This window comes from Mucilaginibacter sp., from assembly GCF_965277465.1.
Taxonomy (GTDB): domain Bacteria; phylum Bacteroidota; class Bacteroidia; order Sphingobacteriales; family Sphingobacteriaceae; genus Mucilaginibacter.
The window spans coordinates 1767558-1787504 of the sequence record NZ_CBDICW010000001.1 but is presented as its reverse complement, the minus strand read 5'-3'; the positions used below and the strand labels follow the sequence as shown (position 1 = coordinate 1787504).

The window sequence follows — 19947 nt, the reverse complement described above, 5'->3', positions numbered from 1 at the left end:
CGGTTTTATATTTATAAATTACGGTTTAGCCATTTTACGTGAATCGTAAATTAACTAAACCGTAGTTCACAAATAAATTATTGCATTAAAAATTTAAAATTACCTATGTTTTTAAGGGCTGTGCCTGTACCGCGTACAACAGCGCGCAAAGGATCCTCGGCAACGTGAACCGGCAATTTAGTTTTTGCGGCAATACGTTTATCCAAGCCACGCAGTAATGCACCACCACCTGTTAAGTAAATACCTGTCTGATAAATATCAGCCGAAAGCTCGGGAGGCGTGATCTCTAATGCTTTGAGGATAGCTTCCTCAATTTTTGATATTGATTTATCCAAACAATGAGCAATTTCTGAATAAGAAACCATTATCTGTTTCGGCACACCTGTCATCAGGTCGCGGCCTTGTACGGCAAAATCCGTTGGCGGATCGGCCAGTTCTGGCAAAGCGGCACCTACTTCAATCTTTATCTTCTCGGCAGTACGGTCGCCAATCATAATGTTATGCTGACGGCGGATATATTGTACAATATCAGAGTCAAAATTATCACCCGCAACACGGATAGACTGATCACAAACGATACCTGATAAAGCGATAACCGCAATCTCGGTAGTACCACCGCCAATATCAATGATCATGTTGCCCATAGGCTCTTCCACATCAATACCGATACCTACAGCAGCAGCCATTGGCTCATGGATAAGGTAAACCTCTTTTGCTCCGGCAATCTCGGCAGAGTCACGTACGGCACGTTTTTCAACCTCGGTAATACCTGAGGGAATACAGATAACCATACGCAGTGACGGGAAGAACCACCCTTTACCCTGGTTGATCATTTTGATCATGCCGCGTATCATGTGCTCAGCAGCGTTAAAGTCGGCTATTACACCATCCTTAAGCGGACGAACTGTACGAATATTATCGTGAGTTTTACCCTCCATCTGCATAGCCTGACGGCCGATGGCGATAACTTTATTGGTTGTTCTGTCAAAAGCTACAATTGATGGTTCATCAACTACAACTTTGTCATTATGTATAATGAGGGTATTTGCGGTACCTAAATCGATAGCAATCTCTTGTGTAAAAAAATTAAATAGACCCATTTGGTTTTATTTCAAAAATAAGCTGCAAAATTAAGGATTAAGGACACTAATTTTACGAATGTAAGCTAATTAAAACGAATTAATATATACCTTTTAAGTTAGTTATCAATATTATACAATTAGCCCGGTTTGTATTTTGTAAGGCTGATTTGTATAAATATTAATGTTTAAAATGACGCACGCCGGTGGTAACCATCGAAATATTTTTCTGGTCACACATCTCAACAGAAAGCTTGTCATTTATTGAGCCTCCCGGTTGTAAAACAGCTAATATTCCAGCCTCGGCAGCCAACTCAACACAATCAGGAAAAGGGAAAAAAGCATCCGAAGCCATAACAGCCCCTTTCAAATCAAAGCCAAAACTTTCTGCCTTAATAACCGCTTGCCTTAATGAATCAACCCTTGAGGTTTGCCCAACGCCGCTTGCCATTAACTGGTTATTTTTAGCAAATACTATGGTATTTGATTTGGTATGCTTAACTACTTTATTGGCAAAGTACAGGTCTTTTAATTCCTGCTCCGTTGCCTGTCTTTTTGTAACGGTTGTCATTTGCGCCGGCCCTTCAATAACTGCATCCTTGTCTTGCTCAATTACGCCGTTCAACAATGTTTTAAATAGTTTAGTGGGTAATTCAACAACCTGACGGATTAATATAATACGGTTCTTTTTGCTTTTTAGTATTTCAATAGCCGCATCAGTATAAGCCGGGGCTATCAATACTTCGTAAAATAACTTACTGATCTCGGTAGCAGTATCAGCATCAATCTCGTCATTGGCAATAATAACACCGCCAAAAGCCGAAACCGGATCGCAGGCCAAAGCATCTTCCCAGGCAGTAAGTATGGATGAGCGCGATGCAATACCGCAGGCATTGGTATGTTTTAAAATAGCAACGGTAGGCTCGGTAAACTCATCAATCAAAGCTACGGCAGCGTCAACATCTACTAAGTTATTGTATGATAATTCTTTACCATGCAGCTTGGTGAACATAGCATCTAAATCGCCATAAAAAGTGCCTTTTTGATGCGGGTTTTCGCCATAACGCAATACCTGGCTGGTTTGAATGCTTTCTTTAAACACAGGCAACGGTTGCTCCTGGTTAAAATATTTAAAAATGGCCGTATCGTAATTTGATGAGATGTTAAATGCCTTGTGAGCAAATGAACGGCGCTGATCAATTGTAGTTTCACCGTTTTGTGTTTTCAACAGATCTTCAAGAACCGGGTAGTCGGCTTTTGAAGCCACGATAACCACATCCTGAAAGTTTTTTGCTGCTGCGCGGATCAGGGAGATACCGCCGATATCGATCTTTTCAATGATCTCATCCTCTTCAGCATTTGATTTTACAGTTTCTTCAAACGGGTACAGATCCACAATAACCAGGTCAATTTCAGGGATCTCGTACTGGGCAAGTTGCTGCTCATCGCCTGAGAAATTTCTACGGGCCAATATACCGCCAAATACCTTTGGGTGCAGTGTTTTAACACGGCCGCCCAATATTGACGGATACGAGGTAAGATCTTCAACAGCAATCACATCAACACCTAAATCGCGGATGAAAGTTTCCGTTCCACCGGTTGAATATATTTTAACGCCTAAGCGGTTTAACTCATGAATTATAGGCTCTAAATTGTCTTTATAATAAACAGATATTAAAGCATTTTTTATTTGAACAGACTGGCTCATTTACAGGGAGTTTTTTGAGCCGCAAAGGTAGGGAATTGTGATTAGAGATTGCAGGTTGGGCGTTAGTTTTTTTTTACTGCGGATTTTAACACAATAAATAGTTAAAATAAGCGGTATATATGTTTTTGTAAAACAGATAGTGTTTAATACATTTGATTAAATCCTATCCTTCACTACATATATGAAAACATCTTTTTTTACGCTTTGCCTTATTGCAATAATAAGTTTCACAAAAGCTCAACCTACTAATCCACTGATTAATCAACAAGCTAAACCAGTAATTTTTCAGCAAAACATAGGCAAACAAATCCCTAAAGATTTTTACAAGGGGAAAATTTTAGTACTTGATTTTTGGGCTACGTGGTGCGCTCCCTGCATTGCTAACTTTCCACATTTTAATAAACTTGCAGATACCTATCAAGGTAAAGATGTTGTTTTTGCAATTATGAGCGATGAACCTATAAAAATGGTTCAGCATTTTTTCGACAGGACTAAAAAGCAAGTTAATGCCCTGAAACTAATTGATACCACAAAAAGTACTATGCAGGCTTTTAATATCGAGTTTATACCCTACAGCATAGTTATTGATAAAAATAATATAATCAGGTGGATTGGATCAGGTGAGTTGTTAACGGATGATGTATTATCGAAAATTATTAACAATGCTCCATCAGCAAACCCTTTAATGACTGAAACAAAGCAAGCGACCCCTCCTTTAAAAAAGGCATTTGTAACAAAACCATTATTTTCCTTTAATGTAACATTAGCTGATACTACTTCAAAGGGAGAACAAGGTGGCGGGGCTTCTTCACACGACAATGATTTTATCAGCTACTCGATTAAAAATGCAACATTAGGATATACCTTAGAAGAAGTTACCGGTTATTCAAAAAAAGTACGGATAATATCAAACGACACAACTAAACTGAATAAGTTGATAAATTTAAATTTCGACAGCAAGTTTGATACTACCCTATTTAAAAGATATGCTAATACACTATTGCCGGGTAAGCCAAGAAAAAATCTTATCGTTTCGTTATTAGCAGACGCTTTTAAATTTGATGCAACAGTTATCAAGGTTACCAAAAAACATTACGAGTTGATGGTAAAGGATACTGCCAAATTGAAAACATTTGTATCAATGCAAAAAGAACATAGTAGTTTTTCTGATGATTACTTCCCGAAATTTGAAATTGTTGGCTTTAGCCTAAAAGCTATCGCTCCGTTATTAGAGAGTAGTGCTAAACTAATTATCACAAGTAATAGTGTGGATGATAACAGATATGATATTTCTTTAGATATTAGCAATATGAAGACACTACAGCAAACACTTAAGTTTCATGGATTGGAATTAAAAGAAGTTATCGGAGAAGTTAACCTGTTAAATATTACCTTTAATTAGAAGACAACTTTTCTATCAACTTTTCATCTTCTTCAGCAATCCCTCAATCACTTTTGGAAAGTGCTGGTGCTCTAACTGCTGGCCTTTAAATTTCACTACTTCAAGGTTATCATCGCCCTCTATTTTAAATTTAGATTGGTGAATGATCTCGCCCTCGTCAAACTTTTCGCTCACAAAGTGAATGGTTATACCTGATTCTTCGTCGCCGGCTGCAAGCACAGCCTTATGCACATGATCGCCATACATACCTTTACCGCCATGTTTAGGTAATAATGCGGGATGCAGGTTTATTATTTTATTAGGGAATGCTTTTAATAATGATTCGGGCACCAGCCATAAAAATCCGGCAAGTACAATAAGATCTACCTGTAAGTTTTTTAACAACCTGATCACATCATCAGTTTCATAAAATTCATGACGGGTAAAAATGTGCGAGGGGATCTCAAAATTATCAGACCGCTGTAATACGTATGCCTGCGGATTATTGGTAAGCACCAATACAACTTCTGCATCAGCATTGCGTTTAAAGTGCTCCATTATTTTTTGAGCATTTGACCCGGAACCTGAAGCAAAAATGGCTATTCGTTTTTTCATTAAAACAGGATACTTTTTAATGGCAATAATGCTATCCTTAATGGGGATACAGCCACTACAACGACCCAAATATAATGTTTTAACAGCAATAATTATTGATTTTGATACAAATAGAGCGGTTTTTACTAATTAACCAATATGTTAATTTAAAATCCTTCCGCTTGATAAAAGACTTTACCTATTGGCTTTTTTGGCGAATAAATCCGTATTGTATAACCGTTCGTTTTTTGGTTAAGGAGTAATTGGGCTGAATATCACCCGTTTGCAGCACCATTGAAAACTGGCCAAGGTTTATTATTGACGAATATGAAAATGGCTGCGAACTGCCAACAGCTGTTGTATCCTTACAAACCATGTTTGATTGTAGAAAAAGTTTATTATCGGTTAATGACCATGTACCGCTTGCAGTAGGCTGGGGTAAGCAATCAAAATTTACATAAGTACAGGTATTATCTTTCTGAAAAGTAAAAAACTGATCATACTTACAGCTATCATTTAAGGTATCGGTGCTTATTTTGGTGTTACCTACAAAATGAAAAACCATTACAGAAGCCAGCTGCCATTTGCCACCTGTAAATAGCGTTTGGATAGGATTGCTCGTATCTTTTTTGCAGGAGTTAATGATCAACCCTGCTGTTATTATTAAAAGGAGCAGCAAAAAATATTTCTTTTTCATCAGGTATATATCCGCAAAAATAAAAATTCCCGGCTACATATTTGCCGGGGAGTAATTATAACTGTTTTTAACGGTAAATATTTTACTATACAGCTTATTTGCGCTTACACACAAAATGCAGCTTTGTACCCAAACCTTCACTTTACAAACTTTAATGTTTTAATTTTACCACATGCGTATACCATTTGAAAACCTGAGGTCTGCATTTGAAAGCGTTTTACTGAGCCTCAACTTCAGTAATGAAAAGGCGGCACATTGTGCAACCATTTTTGCCCAAAACAGCAGGGATGGCGTATATACACATGGATTAAACCGCTTTCCTACCTTTGTATCAATGGTAAAGGATGGCCTCATTAAGCCGGATGCCGAGCCAACAAAAGAAGGCGAATTTGGCGCTATAGAACAATGGAACGGTAACTTAGGGCCGGGCATATTAAATGCAGGCTTTTGCATGGACAGGGCCATAGCGCTGGCCAATGAACATGGTATAGGCTGCGTTGCTGTTAAAAACACCAACCACTGGATGCGGGCAGGCACTTATGGCTGGCAGGCTGCAGAAGCCGGGCTGATAGGTATTTGTTTTACCAATACCATTGCCAACCTGCCACCCTGGGGTGGTATTGATCCGCGCCTGGGTAATAACCCCTTGGTTATTGCTGTACCACGGGCGGGCGGGCACATAGTGCTGGATATGGCTATTTCCCAATATTCGGTAGGGAAGCTAAATCAGTACAAATCAAATAATGAAGAACTCCCCTTACCCGGCGGCTACAATAATGAAGGCGAATTAAGTACCAATGCTGCCGATATATTGCAATCGCAAAGGTTATTGCCTGTTGGGTTTTGGAAAGGGTCGGGCTTATCCTTAGTGCTCGATCTGTTGTCTACCATCCTGAGCCAGGGTAACTCAACTGCGAAGATCACACAGAGTGGAAAGGAATCGGGCGTATCGCAGGTATTTATTTGTATCAAGCCTCAAAACAATAGCTTTACACAGCAGGCAATTGAAGATATCATCAGCTTCACCAAAACCAGCAGGCCTGAACACGAGGGCGGCTCCATCTCCTACCCTGGCGAAAACACTTTAAGAACAAGGGAAAAAAGTTTAAGAAAAGGCGTATTAGTGGATGAGCGGATTTGGAAAACAGTATCAGAACTGTAACACCTATTATATAGTATGAAAAGACAAAGCCCTACCGGGTAAACATTATTCCATCATTCCCTCAAACTTTTCCCAAAAACCATCTTTGGGTACAGGAGCCATAATTAAAACCGGCTCTTTTTTTATGGGATGAATAAATTGCAGCTTACGGGCGTGCAGGCTGATGCTCTTACGCAAACTACCCCGCGGGTACCCATATTTATTATCGCCAACAATGGGGCTGCCCAGCGTTGACAGCTGCACCCTTATCTGGTGCGGGCGGCCAGTAATCGGATCAACCTCTATCAGGTAATAGCCGTTAAGCTCTCCTACCAGTTTGTAATTTAGTTCGGCACGCTGGCTGCCCACTACTTCTTTATCATGTGCTTTGGTAACGTTTTTCTGCGGATTTTTTACCAGCCAGTGTATCAAAGTACCGGCTTCGGGCTGCGGGCGGATACGCACAACGGCATAATAGGTTTTATGCATTTCGCGGCTTTTAAACATATTGTTTATACGCTCCAAAGCCTTGCTTGTTTTAGCAAACAGGATCACACCGCTAACGGGCCTGTCTAACCGGTGCACCACTCCTAAAAAAGCGCCGTTTGGCTTATTGTATTTTTTGGCAATGTATTTTTTCACCTTTTCATCCAGCGATTCATCACCGGTATCATCAACCTGCACAATATCACCCGCACGCTTGTTTACCGCAATCAGGTGGTTATCCTCATAAAGAATATCGCTGTCGGTAACCTCATGGTTGATGTATTTTATCTCGGTTTTTGCCATTGCTGTATTTAGTACGGTATTATTTTAATTTTCAGGAAGTATAAAGCTTAATATTCCTCTTTCTCGTTCGGGAAGCTTTTTGCCCTGATGTCGCTTACATAGCTTTTTATTGCGCCGTGCATTATTTCGTTCAGGTTGGCATACTGGCGTAAAAAGCGTGGTTTAAATCCTTTGTTTATACCCAGCATATCGTGTATCACCAAAACCTGTCCGTCGCAATGGCTGCCAGCACCAATACCTATCACCGGGATACTCAGACTTTCGCTTACTTCCTTTGCCAATGCAGCCGGAATTTTTTCCAGCACTACGGCAAAGCAACCTAATTCCTGCAATTTCAACGCATCTTCCCTTAGTTTTTGAGCTTCGGTTTCGTGCTTGGCCCTTACGGTATAGGTTCCAAATTTATAAATAGACTGTGGGGTTAAACCCAAATGCCCCATAACCGGGATGCCTGCAGTTAATATACGGCTCACCGATTCGGCAATTTCAACGCCGCCTTCTATTTTAATACTATGCGCACCCGATTCTTTCATAATGCGGATAGCCGAGTTTAATGCTTCTTTTGAGTTACCCTGGTACGAGCCAAAAGGCAGGTCGACCACTACCAAACCGCGTTTTACGGCACGCACTACTGATGATGCATGGTAGATCATCTGATCTAAAGTAATGGGCAGCGTGGTTTCATGCCCGGCCATAACGTTCGATGCCGAATCGCCAACTAATATTATATCTACACCGGCCTCATCAACAATGGCAGCCATTGAATAATCATAGGCAGTAAGCATGGCAATTTTTTCGCCACGGTTCTTCATTTCCTGCAATATATGCGTGGTAACTCTTTTAACCTCTTTATGTACAGACATGGGCTATAATTTTGAATGGCACGAATTTCACCAATTATTTCGAATTACACGAATTGATTGAAACGTGTTTACTATAATTTGATCTTTTTTGTAAAATTGATGCTTTTTTAATTCGTAAAATACGCTATTTAATTTTACCTTTGCGGCGTGAATCAGGAAGTTACTTACTTCAGTTTTTCGGGCTGTTTTCACGGAGCGCCGCACCAGGCAAACCGGCTTTTTAACCATTCAATTTTTTTGATCAATGACATACTTCACCAAATTACCTGCGGTTTTATTACTGGCTGACGGAACCGTTTTTTATGGTAAATCTGCCGGAAAGATGGGTACCACCACCGGAGAGATCTGTTTTAATACAGGAATGACCGGCTATCAGGAAATTTTTACTGACCCTTCCTACTTCGGACAGATAATGGTTACCACCAATGCACACATCGGTAATTATGGTATAAGCAATAAGGAAACTGAATCAAACCAGATCCAGATTGCAGGTTTGGTTTGTAAAAATTACAATATTGCCTACAGCCGCAAACAAGCCGACGAATCAATCCAGGATTACTTTCAGGATGAGAACATTGTTGGCATCTCTGACATTGATACCCGCCAGTTAGTTAGGCATATCCGCGATAAAGGCGCTATGAATGCCATCATTTCTTCAGAGATCCTTGATATTGAAGAACTGAAAATAAGGCTTGCCGAAGTACCTTCAATGGATGGCCTTGAGCTGTCATCAAAAGTATCAACTACCGAAACCTATACCTTCGGCGATGAGAATGCGGCTTACCGTGTTGCTGTGCTTGATTTGGGTGTGAAGAAAAACATCCTGCGTAATTTTGACGACAGGGATGTTTATGCTAAGGTATTCCCGGCAAAAACATCTTTCGAAGAAATGGAGAAAGACTTTGCCCCTACCGGTTACTTTATCTCAAACGGCCCCGGCGATCCTTCTGCCATGCCTTATGCTATTGAAACTGTAAAAAAGGTGTTAGCATCTGATAAACCGATGTTCGGTATCTGTCTTGGTCACCAGTTATTAGCTTTGGCTAATGACATCCCTACCATAAAAATGTTTAACGGCCACCGAGGCTTAAATCACCCGGTTAAAAATATAATTATTAACCATTGCGAGGTTACCTCACAAAACCACGGTTTTGGTGTAGTGCCTGAAGCGGTAAAGGCATCAGATAAAGTGGAGATTACCCACGTTAACCTAAACGATCAATCAATTGAAGGTATTCGAGTAAAAGGCAAAAAGGCCTTCTCGGTACAATATCACCCTGAATCATCTCCGGGCCCGCACGATAGCAGGTACTTGTTTGATGATTTTATCGACCTGATGAAGAATTAAGATTAACAAGTACCATAATATTTAAAGGCAAGCTTAAAGCTTGCCTTTTTGTTTTATCAATTTTATATTGAATAAACGTCTATATTTATTGCCTAAACCAATGGTCACAATGAGAATAATTTTATCATCTTTTATAGTTATATTTTTTTTAGCTACAGGCTGCGTTTACTCGCAGGATTGTGTTGATGGCATTAATAAACTGCCGATGTATGGTGGTATTAAAAAATGCAAGGAACAACTTGAAGATGATAAACGTTTTTTGGACGCTTGCGACAAATCTACGAGCAGAAAAGAAGCGGCAGCCCACATGGTTGCTCGTGGATGGCAATATTTTTATGCTCAAAAACTGGACACGTCAATGATGCGCTTTAACCAGGCCTGGTTACTGGATAGTTTAAATTCTGAAATTTATTGGGGATTTGGTAACTTGTTAGGAACACAAAGAAAATTTAAAGAATCAATCCCATTTTTTCAAAGATCATTGAAATTGAACCCAGATAATGCAAAGGTTTGGCAGGATGTATCAACCAGCTACGGCAATTTATTTGTACAAACACAGGATAAAAAATATTTAAACGCAGCAATAGATGCCATTAAAAAGGCAATACATCTTGATCCAAAAAATGCCCAGCTATACGGACAGCTAACGGCTTCTTATAGCTATTTTATGCAAAAGGATAGCGCACGCAAATATTTAAAGATCACGGAAACGTTAGACCCCACCGCAATTAACCCTGAGGTTAAAAAACTATTGACAAATAATTAACTCCTTATTCTCATATCGTCATTGCGATGAGGTACAAAGAAGCAATCGCGAACTCTGCAGACCAACCTTGCTTGGCGGCTCTGTATAGCTGGAGATTACATTCTTTGTCACAAGCACACATGGTTAATCACTTCTTCAAATAATAGCCCGGTATTTTTAAACCTGGCTTTTCAACGTCCCAAATAATGCTTGATACCTTCCAGCCCGATTTGGTTTTAATAAGCTGAAAGCTGTTAACACCGCGTTCAACAGCGGTATCACGCGTATTAAGGTAAGTTTTATAGGTGCTAATCCGTTCGGCTATGCGGCCAAACTGTTCTGTTTTACCAAATATCTCTTCTTCGTAAAAAGATTTAACATGGTTACTTTCAATAAAGCCTTTATATAAAGGATCAACAAATTCGGTTATGCTTACTACCTGTGCACTATCCGTCCGGAAATTGATGAGCTGTGCCTTTGGGGTAAAATAATTTTTAATCTCGCTGTACCGGGGCTGCTCACCTGTTTTAAAACTGATGGCCGCATAAGCATCATGTACGGCTTTGGTTATAGCACTATCGTCGGGTACCTTATAGGCATCGGTACTTAATGAATCATCGGGCGATTGTTTGACAGACATCTTGCACGATGCCAGTACCCACACGCAGGCTAAACAAATAAGCAAATTTTTCATGATCGGGTTAAGTTTAGTTTTAAGGAATGGTTGAAATAATATTGTTCTATAAATATAGCTATCAGTTAAATGTCGGTCAATAAAAAACGACTTATTTCGGAGGTATTTTTACGCCATTCACCGAACATTTGGCTTTCTTCGCCTAATACTATTAGCTAAAAAGTGCGGCTGTACGCAAATTTGAGCATACAATCACAAAATACAATGAAAACTCTACTCGCAATTCAAATTATCCACCTGGCCATAAAAGCCGCCGAGCATATCCAGGTGATCATGCATTCAATCGGTCATTTAATTAAATAATACTAATTAAAAGGTATCTAAATCAATCCACCGCTAAAGTTGTTATTGTTTTTTAACCAATACATAACAACATGAAAAAGGGAGATACCGTACATTGGAAATGGGGAAAATCAGAAGCTGAAGGCAAAATTGTTAAAGCGCATGATGAACCCGTTTCCAAAACTATAAAAGGTGCACATGTTAAACGCAATGCAAGTAAAAGCAATCCGGCGTTTGATATTGAGCAAGCAAATGGCAATAAGGTATTAAAATCAGAAAGTGAGCTAAAGAAAGGCGGCAAACAGTAGCCTTTAAATTACTTATGTACCACTTACCTTAATATTTTTGCCATTCGCCTAAAAAAGCATTGATATTTGATTAATCCGTTGCATTTTTACAACATGGCAAAACAACCAATTATTACAGTAAAGAACCTGACGAAAAACTACGGCGATTTTGCCGCAGTGAAGGGTATCAGTTTTGAAGTTTATGATGGCGAGATATTTGGTCTGTTGGGCCCTAACGGCGCCGGCAAAACCACTACCCTCGAAATTATTGAAACCCTTCGCGAAAAAACATCAGGAGAAGTTATTGTGGATGGTTTTAATGTAGAAACCGATGCCGATAACATCAAGCAGCGCATCGGCGTTCAACTGCAGTCGGCAGGATATTACCCCAACTTGAATCTTTCTGAACTGATCACTTTGTTTTGCGGTTTGTACGGGATAGAAAAATCGGCGAAGGAAATGCTGGAGAAAGTAGCATTGACTGATAAAGCCAAAGCAAAATATAAAGATTTATCCGGCGGTCAAAAACAGCGTTTTTCAATAGCCACCACGCTGATCAATAACCCTAAGATCATTTTTTTGGATGAACCTACTACCGGGCTCGATCCGCAGGCGCGCCGTAACCTTTGGGATCTGATCCGCGAGATTCGCGACAGCGGGACAACCGTTGTGATCACTACCCACTACATGGACGAGGCCGAAGAGCTTTGCGACCGCGTAGCCTTTGTTGATGGTGGCCATATTATAGGTATTGATACCCCCAACCATTTTATTGATGAGCTGATAGCATCGGGCTTTGAGCGTAAAAAAGAAGTTAAGCTGGCCAACCTGGAGGATGTGTTTATAAGCATGACCGGCAAGGAATGGCGCGAAGGATAAGCCTATTAAATCCTCCCAAAACAACTTATAACTTAGTGAACAATGACCAAATGACTATCCCCAAAAATGAAAAAATATAGCAATACAAAAGCAACCCTGGCAATTGCCAAAGCCAGTTTCCGTTCAATTATCCGCAGCCCCTCGGCAGTGGTTTTTAGCCTTGCCTTCCCTTTAATATTTATTGTTGTTTTTGCCAACATAGGCGGCAGCGGTGTTAAGGTTGATGTTGGTGTTGCAAAAACCTGCGATACGCTGAACCCTGTTTATAAAGTATTAGGCAAAACGGGTGTGATCAATTTTATTAATGATCAATCGCCCGAGCAGATGAGTAAAAACCTGGCTAAAGGCAGTATTGATGCAATTATAAACGTACAAAAAAATGCTAACGGACAGCCGCCCTATACCCTTAATATACAGTACACCAAAGCATCGGCACAAAAAGATGGCATACTTCGGTCGTTAATAAACAACGTTTTTTACCAGCTGAACAGCCGGGGTAGCACCATACCACAACCCGTTGCCGAAGTAAAAGAAACAACAGTACAGGGCCGCGAGTATAAATACATCGACTTTATATTACCCGGCATGCTGGGCTTCTCGTTACTGAGCAGTGGTGTATTTGGTACCGCATTTGTGTTTATCAGCCTGCGCTTAACCTTAGTTATCAAACGTTTTTTTGCCACCCCGGTAAAACGCTATAGCATTGTTTTAGGTGAGGCTTTGGCACGCCTGGTATTTTCGTTATTAGGCGCTTTGTTTATTATTACCATTGGGCATTATGCATTTGGCTTTACGCTGATACATGGTATAGTTACCGTGTTAAACATGCTGGTACTGGCATCCATAGGGCTTATTATATTTATGGGCTTTGGGTTTACCATATCGGGCATTGCTAAAAACGAAAGTACGGTACCACCGCTTTCAAATATTATTACCATGCCGCAGTTTTTACTGTCGGGTACTTTTTTTGCTACAACGGCTTTTCCAAGCTGGTTACAATCTATCAGTAAAATATTACCTTTAACTTATTTAAACGATGCCATGCGTAAGGTAGCCTTTGAAGGTGCCGGGCTAACCGAAGTAACCCACCAGTTGCTGATATTAGGCATTTGGTTTATTGTGATATATGCAGTTGCCGTAAAAACCTTTAAATGGGAATAGTATTTTTAATTTGAGGTTTAAGGGCATGTGCAGTATTATGAATCCTGCAATAATTTAGCCTAAAAATCACCCAAACAGGTTAAATCAGGGGTTCAATATGAATTTTATGTTAATCTTCAAGTAATTTCATACATAATTTGTTGGAAATTGTATATTTGAAAACTGTACCACAGTAGTGTACATTTAACACTAAGTGGCTTTTTTAAATTATAAATTCCTATATCAAATGAGCTTAATAATTGATATCCATGCCCGCCAGATCCTTGATTCGCGCGGTAATCCTACTATTGAAGTAGATGTTTTAACTGAAAATGGCGCCCTTGGCCGTGCTGCTGTACCATCAGGAGCGTCAACCGGTGTGCACGAAGCTGTTGAACTTCGCGACGACGATAAATCTGTATATATGGGCAAAGGCGTACTTAAAGCCGTTGCAAATGTGAACGATATTATTGCCAAGGAATTACAAGGCATTGATGTTTTTGAGCAAAATGCCATTGATAAATTAATGATTGAGCTTGATGGCACCGAAAACAAAGGTAAATTAGGTGCTAACGCTATCCTTGGTGTTTCTTTAGCGGTTGCTAAAGCTGCTGCACAGGAAAGCCGCCAGCCTTTATACCGCTACATTGGTGGTGTTAATGCCAATACCCTGCCTATCCCAATGATGAACATTGTTAACGGTGGTTCGCACTCTGATGCACCTATTGCATTCCAGGAGTTTATGATCATGCCGGTTGGTGCTTCTTCTTTTTCAGAAGCATTAAGATGGGGAACTGAAGTATTCCATAACTTAAAAAAGATATTACATGACAGAGGCCTTTCAACCGCTGTTGGTGACGAGGGTGGTTTTGCACCAACCTTTGATAGCACTGAAGATGGCGTTGAAACCATTTTAAAGGCTATTGCAAAAGCAGGTTACGTAGCCGGCGAGCAGATTTGCCTTGCGTTTGACTGTGCTGCATCTGAATTTTACAAAGACGGTAAATACGACTATACAAAATTTGAAGGCGAAAAAGGTGCTATCCGCAGCAGTGCTGAACAAGCTGAATACCTTGCTCAATTAGCAGAAAAATACCCGGTTATTTCTATCGAAGACGGTATGGCTGAGGATGATTGGGAAGGCTGGAAAATATTAACCGAAAGAATTGGCCATAAAGTTCAGTTAGTAGGTGATGATTTGTTTGTAACCAACGTAACCCGTTTACAAAGAGGCATCAACGAAGATACTGCTAACTCTATCCTGGTAAAAGTTAACCAAATAGGTACTTTAACCGAAACTATTAACGCGGTAACTTTAGCACAAACCAACGGTTATACTTCGGTAATGAGCCACCGTTCGGGCGAAACTGAAGATTCAACCATTGCTGATCTGGCGGTTGCATTAAACTGCGGACAGATCAAAACAGGTTCGGCTTCACGTTCAGACAGGATAGCTAAATACAACCAGTTATTACGTATTGAAGAAGAATTAGGCGACAACGCAAAATTCATCGGTAAAAACTTTAAGTACTTCAAAAAGTAAGCGATTTGTGAAACTCGCGAATTTTATAAAAGCCGGCCACAAGCCGGCTTTTATGTTTTCAGAATTAAAATCTGCCCGATCATAAAAATCTGTTTTATATTAGCAGCATGAAAGCAAAAGGCTTTTTTAGAGTGATCCTGATATTGCTGGTGCTCAGCATTAATATTGGCTGCGACCAGGTTTCAAAATCCATCGTTCGCCGTAAAATGGATTATTATGATCAGATTGGCTTTCTGCACAACCATATCACCTTAAGCAAGGTTGAAAACGCTGGTGCATTTTTAAGCCTGGGCGATTCACTTAAAGGCCCCATGCGGATCATCCTGCTAAATCTTTTTCCTTTAATAGCCGTTCTTTTCGGGCTTTATTATATCCTCGCCAAAACAGATCTTAACCGCCTTACGCTTTTTAGCGTGATACTGATAGTAGGCGGCGGCATCGGTAACCTTTACGACAGGATTGTACACGGTTCTGTTACCGATTTTATGCACATCAACTTCGTGATCTTTCAAACAGGGGTTTTTAACGTCGCCGACGTATCAATAATGATAGGGATGTTTCTGCTTTTGATACAGGCATGGCTTAAACAGAAGGCAGAGCCTGAACCAGGCAGGGCTGTTGAGCAATAGCTATCACTGCTTTTTGTAAAGAATTTAGTCAAAAACTTACTTACCAATAAAAAGCGTATCTTTGCAGCTTATTACCCGTTAGCTTACGGTTTTGATTTATCAGACGACTCTTCAGATCCGCTTATGCAACCGCGTTAGCATATTATATTAAAAACATTAAATGTCATTTCAAGATTTAAAATTAATTGAGCCTATTTTACGGGCTTTAAAAACTGAGGGTTATACAACCCCCACCCCCATACAGGAACAATCCATCCCCATTATATTACAACAAAAGGATCTTTTGGGCTGCGCACAAACCGGTACCGGTAAAACTGCAGCATTTGCTATCCCTATTTTACAGTTATTATACCAGGATAGGTTACAGCACAAAGAGCAAAAAACAATAAAGGCCCTTATATTAACCCCAACCCGCGAGTTAGCTATCCAGATAAACGAAAGCTTTGCCGCTTATGGCAAGCATACCGGCTTAAAGCACCTGGTTATATTTGGTGGTGTTTCACAAAACCCGCAAACAGAAGCTTTAAGGCGTGGTGTTGATATTTTGGTAGCAACCCCCGGCCGTTTATTAGATTTGATGAATCAGCGTTTTGTAAACCTTGAGCACATTAAAATGCTGGTATTGGACGAAGCCGACCGTATGTTAGATATGGGCTTTGTTAACGATGTTAAAAAAGTTATAGCTAAAGTTCCGGCTAAAAGGCAAACACTGTTCTTTTCGGCAACTATGCCAAAAGAGATTCAGACTTTGGCCGATACCATATTAACCCGCCCCGAAAAGGTTGAGGTTACCCCGGTATCATCAACCGCCGATACCATACAGCAGTTGCTTTACTATGTAGAAAAGAATGATAAAAAAGCATTGCTTGCCCACATATTAAAAGATAAAGGCATTAAAACAGCATTGGTATTTACCCGCACCAAGCATGGTGCCGATAAGGTGGTAAAAGATTTGATCAAGATAGGTATCACTGCCGAGGCTATCCACGGTAATAAATCACAAAATGCGCGTCAGCGTGCATTAACAAACTTCAAAAACCGTACAACACGCGTTTTAATAGCAACTGATATTGCTGCCCGTGGTATTGATATTGATGAGCTTACGCACGTTGTAAACTACGAACTGCCAAACGTACCTGAAACATACGTACACCGTATTGGCCGTACAGGCCGCGCGGGTGCAAGCGGTATAGCCTTGTCTTTTTGTGACGATGAAGAAATTGAATTTTTAAAGGATATACATAAGCTGATAGCTAAAGAGATCCCGGTTGATGCAGAACACCCTTATGTGATGAGCCCTAAAACAATTGCCGCTAAGCACGAAGAAGGCAAAAAGAAAGGCCCTGCTCAGCGTGGTGGTTCTCCCAAAAGAGGCCGTGGTTTCGGCGGTGCAAGTAAACCCCGTACCGGCGGTAACGCAGGTGGCGGCAGCGGCATGAGCGGTGCAAGCCGTGGCGGCAACCGCGGTGGCCGTAGAGATTAATTAGTTTGAATTGAGTTGGTTAGGTTTTGACACGATAAACCTAACCAACAATTCAATATTTAAGCTTGCATGTTGATATGTTTAAAATGATATTTGCATTAACCACGCTTTTTAGATAGTTTTAAATGAAATTAAGTTTTATCAGCATGAAACGGCTAATTAACCTTTTCAGAAACAAGTATTTTTTAATCACCATAGCATTTTTGGTGTGGATGATATTTTTTGATAAAAACGATCTTTTCTCCCAATACCAATACCACCAGCAGGTAAGCAAGCTAAAACAAGAACGCGATTTCTACCAAAAAGAAACCGCCAAGGTATCTAACGACCTTGATGAGCTTACCTCAAATCCACAAAAACTCGAAAAGTTTGCCCGCGAAAAGTACCTCATGAAAAAAGATAATGAGGATGTTTTTGTAATAGTACAGGAAAAAAAAGAGGAATAGCAAATAGTTATTTACCCTAAAAAGTAAAGCTAAGTGCGATTCCCCCTTTCACTCATGCTAATTACTTAAACCTCACCCTCTCTTTTACGCAAAAACCATTCTGCACTTAACAGTAGCAGGATCAGCACAAACACCCATTTTACATCAATAATATCGCTGTAGTGTTTATCCTCATAAACTACTGTCTTGATATTCTCGTTTTTGCGGATCAGACTGGCGAGTTGATTAATTTGCGATGGCAGCAGCATTTGGCCGCCGCTTTGTCTGGCTATAGCATTCAGCAGCTGATGGTTTGCCGCACTCTGGCGCGATTCAAGGTTTAATGGTTTAACCGTTAGCTGGCCGGTGGCAGTAAATGCTTTGGTTCCGTTTTTGGTGGTAGCTGTATAATTGTATTCGCCAACAGGTAAGGCGCCGGCATCTAACTGGTAACTTTGACCATTCCTTCTAAACAAAAAGCTGTAATTTTTTCCTTTTTCGCTTTTCAGCTCAACGCGTACATCAGGCGTATTGATCAGCTCTAAGGCATCGTTGTATAATTCCGCATTGATAATTACGTTTTCGCCTTCATCAAAAACATGTTTGGCAGTGTATACAATGAAGCGCTGGTGATTTGCGTTGGCCGTTAGGTATTGAACACCCTGGCTAAACAGTTCTTCTACCGCATGGTGATTGCCATAGGTTTGAAACTCCGACAGCTGCCAGCGCCATAAACCCTCGCCACTCAGCACAGCTACACGTTGCCCGGCATCATCGGTAAAGGAGAGTAAAGGATAAGTAGTTTCAACACTGCCTATGCGCTGTTTGAGCAATACCCCACCTGCCATAGCCGAACTATAACTGCCATAAGGCGCCAGCAAAGGCGGGAAACCGCTGATCTTTTTACGGGATGAATCAGAGAGCGTAAAGCCGGTAAAATCGGCTACGGGCTGTGCAAATACTTCCTGCATCTCTAACCTGCCTGCACTTATCCTGACCATTTTTTGCGCATTATTGAAATTTTGTAAATCTGTTTGTGCCCCTACTAAATACCATAAAGGTATTTTACTTTTTACAAAGCCTTGCACAGCGCTGTTGCTTACCGCCGTTAGCTGGTAAAGCATTATCAGGTTATAATCTGCCGGTTTAATGCCAGCTATATCTGTTACCAGCGCTGTTTTAACCTCGTAGTTTTTATTGCTTTCAATGGCTTGCTTTATTACCGTAATATCCGGGTGCGGGGCCTCGTACAAAAGCAATACCTTTTGTTTAGCATCCAGCACATCTACATAAATAATTTCAGAGTTATTTTGGGTTGATATTTCATTACTAACCGCGGCTATGCTGATGTTAAACCTGCGCAGTCCTTTTTTATCAGCATTCAGCTTTAAAGTTACCGCCTTTTGAAAGCTATTGGAGTTTACCGGGATAGTTTGCGATGCTACCTGCCTGCCATCTTCGGTGACACTTAACCTCATATTTTCGCCTTTGCTTTGATAGGCTTCGGCCAAAACTTCTATCTCAAAATCATTCCCCAAAAAAGCGGTTTTATTGTAATTGATATTACCGATCAGCAAATCGCGTTTGGCAACTGTATCGCCCAGGGCAATGGTATAAATACTGGTTTTGAAATTTTTGGCTTCGTATTGCGGGTCTGCCCCTTCGTTGTAAAGTCCGTCAGTTGCCAATATCAAAGCACCTGTGTTTTGGTTTACAAAGCGCTCGTTAAGCTGGTACAGGGCCTTTGCTATATCGGTTTGCTTACCGTTAAAGGTTTTGCTTAGCCCATCGTTAATATCCCTGTTAAAATGGAAAGCCTGCACATTATATTCAGCACCTAATTCTTTTTTTAATGCCGACAGATCATCGGCCACCTTTTCGGGCGTTTCACCCGGAGCTTTGAACATCTTTACAGACTCCGAGTTATCCTGCAAAATTAAAATCAGCGGTTTTTGCGGATTATAGCTGATGGATTTTATTAGGGGGGATAAGAGTGTGAGCGAGATAACAGTTATAACCACTGCCCTTGCGGCAAAAAGGCCATAGCTGTATTGCTGCCCCAGGTTAACGGGTTGCCTGTACAACAGCCAGGCATATAATACACCCAGCGCAAGGCAGGCAGGTACCCACCATCCGGAAACCGTTCCCCAGGTAATTGAAAATAAAAACAGCATATCTGTATCCCAAATATGCTGTTTTTATTTATGATTTATTTCTTAATTTAAAACTAAGAAGTTTCT

At 40.5% G+C, this 19947-nt stretch carries 19 protein-coding genes; 11 read left to right on the top strand and 8 right to left on the bottom strand.

All coding sequences use genetic code 11. The features are described 5' to 3' along the window. Positions 1-77: 77 nt before the first annotated feature. A complete protein-coding gene (locus ACQY4U_RS08075) occupies positions 78-1100 on the bottom strand; it encodes a rod shape-determining protein (protein WP_073405201.1) in 1023 nt (340 codons plus the stop codon). A gap of 160 nt (positions 1101-1260) precedes the next feature. Continuing rightward, entirely contained in the window at positions 1261-2787 is a 1527-nt protein-coding gene (purH, locus tag ACQY4U_RS08070) for a bifunctional phosphoribosylaminoimidazolecarboxamide formyltransferase/IMP cyclohydrolase (RefSeq protein ID WP_428328884.1), read from the bottom strand. Positions 2788-2968: 181 nt separating this feature from the next. Here purH and ACQY4U_RS08065 point away from each other — a divergent pair, with 181 nt between their 5' ends. Further along, on the top strand, positions 2969-4189 hold the full coding sequence (locus tag ACQY4U_RS08065) for a TlpA family protein disulfide reductase (RefSeq protein ID WP_428328883.1): 1221 nt from the start codon (positions 2969-2971) through the stop codon (positions 4187-4189). Positions 4190-4204: 15 nt separating this feature from the next. Here the strand turns inward: ACQY4U_RS08065 and purN are convergent, their stop codons facing one another. Continuing rightward, positions 4205-4783: a phosphoribosylglycinamide formyltransferase gene (purN, locus tag ACQY4U_RS08060; protein ID WP_428328882.1), complete on the bottom strand. Its 579-nt coding sequence runs from the start codon at positions 4781-4783 to the stop codon at positions 4205-4207. Between the two features lie 178 nt (positions 4784-4961). Next, complete coding sequence (locus ACQY4U_RS08055) at positions 4962-5459, bottom strand: DUF5004 domain-containing protein (RefSeq protein ID WP_428328881.1); 498 nt, start codon at positions 5457-5459, stop codon at positions 4962-4964. Positions 5460-5631: 172 nt separating this feature from the next. On the opposite strand from ACQY4U_RS08055, the gene yiaK reads away from it, so the two are divergent. Further along, the gene (gene yiaK / locus ACQY4U_RS08050; RefSeq protein WP_428328880.1) at positions 5632-6621 is read left to right on the top strand and encodes a 3-dehydro-L-gulonate 2-dehydrogenase; all 990 of its coding nucleotides are present in this window, start codon (positions 5632-5634) and stop codon (positions 6619-6621) included. 45 nt (positions 6622-6666) lie between these two features. On the opposite strand, the gene ACQY4U_RS08045 is transcribed toward yiaK, so the two are convergent. Together ACQY4U_RS08045 and panB are read right to left on the bottom strand one after the other, a co-directional pair. Next, positions 6667-7389: an RluA family pseudouridine synthase gene (locus tag ACQY4U_RS08045; RefSeq protein ID WP_428328879.1), complete on the bottom strand. Its 723-nt coding sequence runs from the start codon at positions 7387-7389 to the stop codon at positions 6667-6669. Between the two features lie 47 nt (positions 7390-7436). Continuing rightward, positions 7437-8252, bottom strand: a complete 816-nt coding sequence (panB, locus tag ACQY4U_RS08040) for a 3-methyl-2-oxobutanoate hydroxymethyltransferase (RefSeq protein ID WP_428328878.1) — start codon at positions 8250-8252, stop codon at positions 7437-7439. A gap of 244 nt (positions 8253-8496) precedes the next feature. Between panB and carA the strand changes: the two genes are divergently transcribed. Together carA and ACQY4U_RS08030 are read left to right on the top strand one after the other, a co-directional pair. Beyond that, complete coding sequence (gene carA / locus ACQY4U_RS08035) at positions 8497-9600, top strand: glutamine-hydrolyzing carbamoyl-phosphate synthase small subunit (protein ID WP_428328877.1); 1104 nt, start codon at positions 8497-8499, stop codon at positions 9598-9600. 109 nt (positions 9601-9709) lie between these two features. Next, positions 9710-10366, top strand: coding sequence for a tetratricopeptide repeat protein (locus tag ACQY4U_RS08030; RefSeq protein ID WP_428328876.1), 657 nt, complete (start codon positions 9710-9712; stop codon positions 10364-10366). Positions 10367-10493: 127 nt separating this feature from the next. Here the strand turns inward: ACQY4U_RS08030 and ACQY4U_RS08025 are convergent, their stop codons facing one another. After that, complete coding sequence (locus ACQY4U_RS08025; protein ID WP_428328875.1) at positions 10494-11039, bottom strand: hypothetical protein; 546 nt, start codon at positions 11037-11039, stop codon at positions 10494-10496. Between the two features lie 374 nt (positions 11040-11413). Between ACQY4U_RS08025 and ACQY4U_RS08020 the strand changes: the two genes are divergently transcribed. From ACQY4U_RS08020 to ACQY4U_RS07990, 7 genes are all read left to right on the top strand, one after another. Next, positions 11414-11629 (top strand): DUF2945 domain-containing protein, encoded by a 216-nt coding sequence (locus tag ACQY4U_RS08020; protein WP_428328874.1) that lies wholly within the window; start codon positions 11414-11416, stop codon positions 11627-11629. Between the two features lie 93 nt (positions 11630-11722). Next, the gene (locus tag ACQY4U_RS08015; protein WP_428328873.1) at positions 11723-12487 is read left to right on the top strand and encodes an ABC transporter ATP-binding protein; all 765 of its coding nucleotides are present in this window, start codon (positions 11723-11725) and stop codon (positions 12485-12487) included. Between the two features lie 66 nt (positions 12488-12553). Beyond that, on the top strand, positions 12554-13648 hold the full coding sequence (locus ACQY4U_RS08010) for an ABC transporter permease (protein ID WP_428328872.1): 1095 nt from the start codon (positions 12554-12556) through the stop codon (positions 13646-13648). A gap of 226 nt (positions 13649-13874) precedes the next feature. After that, complete coding sequence (eno, locus tag ACQY4U_RS08005) at positions 13875-15170, top strand: phosphopyruvate hydratase (RefSeq protein WP_428328871.1); 1296 nt, start codon at positions 13875-13877, stop codon at positions 15168-15170. Between the two features lie 107 nt (positions 15171-15277). Further along, the gene (gene lspA / locus ACQY4U_RS08000; protein WP_428328870.1) at positions 15278-15799 is read left to right on the top strand and encodes a signal peptidase II; all 522 of its coding nucleotides are present in this window, start codon (positions 15278-15280) and stop codon (positions 15797-15799) included. A gap of 160 nt (positions 15800-15959) precedes the next feature. Next, complete coding sequence (locus ACQY4U_RS07995; RefSeq protein ID WP_428328869.1) at positions 15960-17282, top strand: DEAD/DEAH box helicase; 1323 nt, start codon at positions 15960-15962, stop codon at positions 17280-17282. Between the two features lie 146 nt (positions 17283-17428). Then, positions 17429-17728, top strand: coding sequence for an FtsB family cell division protein (locus tag ACQY4U_RS07990; protein WP_428328868.1), 300 nt, complete (start codon positions 17429-17431; stop codon positions 17726-17728). A 65-nt stretch (positions 17729-17793) separates the two neighbouring features. Here ACQY4U_RS07990 and ACQY4U_RS07985 read toward each other — a convergent pair whose 3' ends face one another. Beyond that, a complete protein-coding gene (locus ACQY4U_RS07985; RefSeq protein ID WP_428328867.1) occupies positions 17794-19881 on the bottom strand; it encodes a hypothetical protein in 2088 nt (695 codons plus the stop codon). Positions 19882-19947: the final 66 nt, after the last annotated feature.

Coding starts and splice junctions, on each gene's coding strand:
- ACQY4U_RS08075 (WP_073405201.1), bottom strand. CDS start 1,100: ATGGGTCTATTTAATTTTTTTACACAAGAGATTGCTATCGATTTAGGT.
- purH (WP_428328884.1), bottom strand. CDS start 2,787: ATGAGCCAGTCTGTTCAAATAAAAAATGCTTTAATATCTGTTTATTAT.
- ACQY4U_RS08065 (WP_428328883.1), top strand. CDS start 2,969: ATGAAAACATCTTTTTTTACGCTTTGCCTTATTGCAATAATAAGTTTC.
- purN (WP_428328882.1), bottom strand. CDS start 4,783: ATGAAAAAACGAATAGCCATTTTTGCTTCAGGTTCCGGGTCAAATGCT.
- ACQY4U_RS08055 (WP_428328881.1), bottom strand. CDS start 5,459: ATGAAAAAGAAATATTTTTTGCTGCTCCTTTTAATAATAACAGCAGGG.
- yiaK (WP_428328880.1), top strand. CDS start 5,632: ATGCGTATACCATTTGAAAACCTGAGGTCTGCATTTGAAAGCGTTTTA.
- ACQY4U_RS08045 (WP_428328879.1), bottom strand. CDS start 7,389: ATGGCAAAAACCGAGATAAAATACATCAACCATGAGGTTACCGACAGC.
- panB (WP_428328878.1), bottom strand. CDS start 8,252: ATGTCTGTACATAAAGAGGTTAAAAGAGTTACCACGCATATATTGCAG.
- carA (WP_428328877.1), top strand. CDS start 8,497: ATGACATACTTCACCAAATTACCTGCGGTTTTATTACTGGCTGACGGA.
- ACQY4U_RS08030 (WP_428328876.1), top strand. CDS start 9,710: ATGAGAATAATTTTATCATCTTTTATAGTTATATTTTTTTTAGCTACA.
- ACQY4U_RS08025 (WP_428328875.1), bottom strand. CDS start 11,039: ATGAAAAATTTGCTTATTTGTTTAGCCTGCGTGTGGGTACTGGCATCG.
- ACQY4U_RS08020 (WP_428328874.1), top strand. CDS start 11,414: ATGAAAAAGGGAGATACCGTACATTGGAAATGGGGAAAATCAGAAGCT.
- ACQY4U_RS08015 (WP_428328873.1), top strand. CDS start 11,723: ATGGCAAAACAACCAATTATTACAGTAAAGAACCTGACGAAAAACTAC.
- ACQY4U_RS08010 (WP_428328872.1), top strand. CDS start 12,554: ATGAAAAAATATAGCAATACAAAAGCAACCCTGGCAATTGCCAAAGCC.
- eno (WP_428328871.1), top strand. CDS start 13,875: ATGAGCTTAATAATTGATATCCATGCCCGCCAGATCCTTGATTCGCGC.
- lspA (WP_428328870.1), top strand. CDS start 15,278: ATGAAAGCAAAAGGCTTTTTTAGAGTGATCCTGATATTGCTGGTGCTC.
- ACQY4U_RS07995 (WP_428328869.1), top strand. CDS start 15,960: ATGTCATTTCAAGATTTAAAATTAATTGAGCCTATTTTACGGGCTTTA.
- ACQY4U_RS07990 (WP_428328868.1), top strand. CDS start 17,429: ATGAAACGGCTAATTAACCTTTTCAGAAACAAGTATTTTTTAATCACC.
- ACQY4U_RS07985 (WP_428328867.1), bottom strand. CDS start 19,881: ATGCTGTTTTTATTTTCAATTACCTGGGGAACGGTTTCCGGATGGTGG.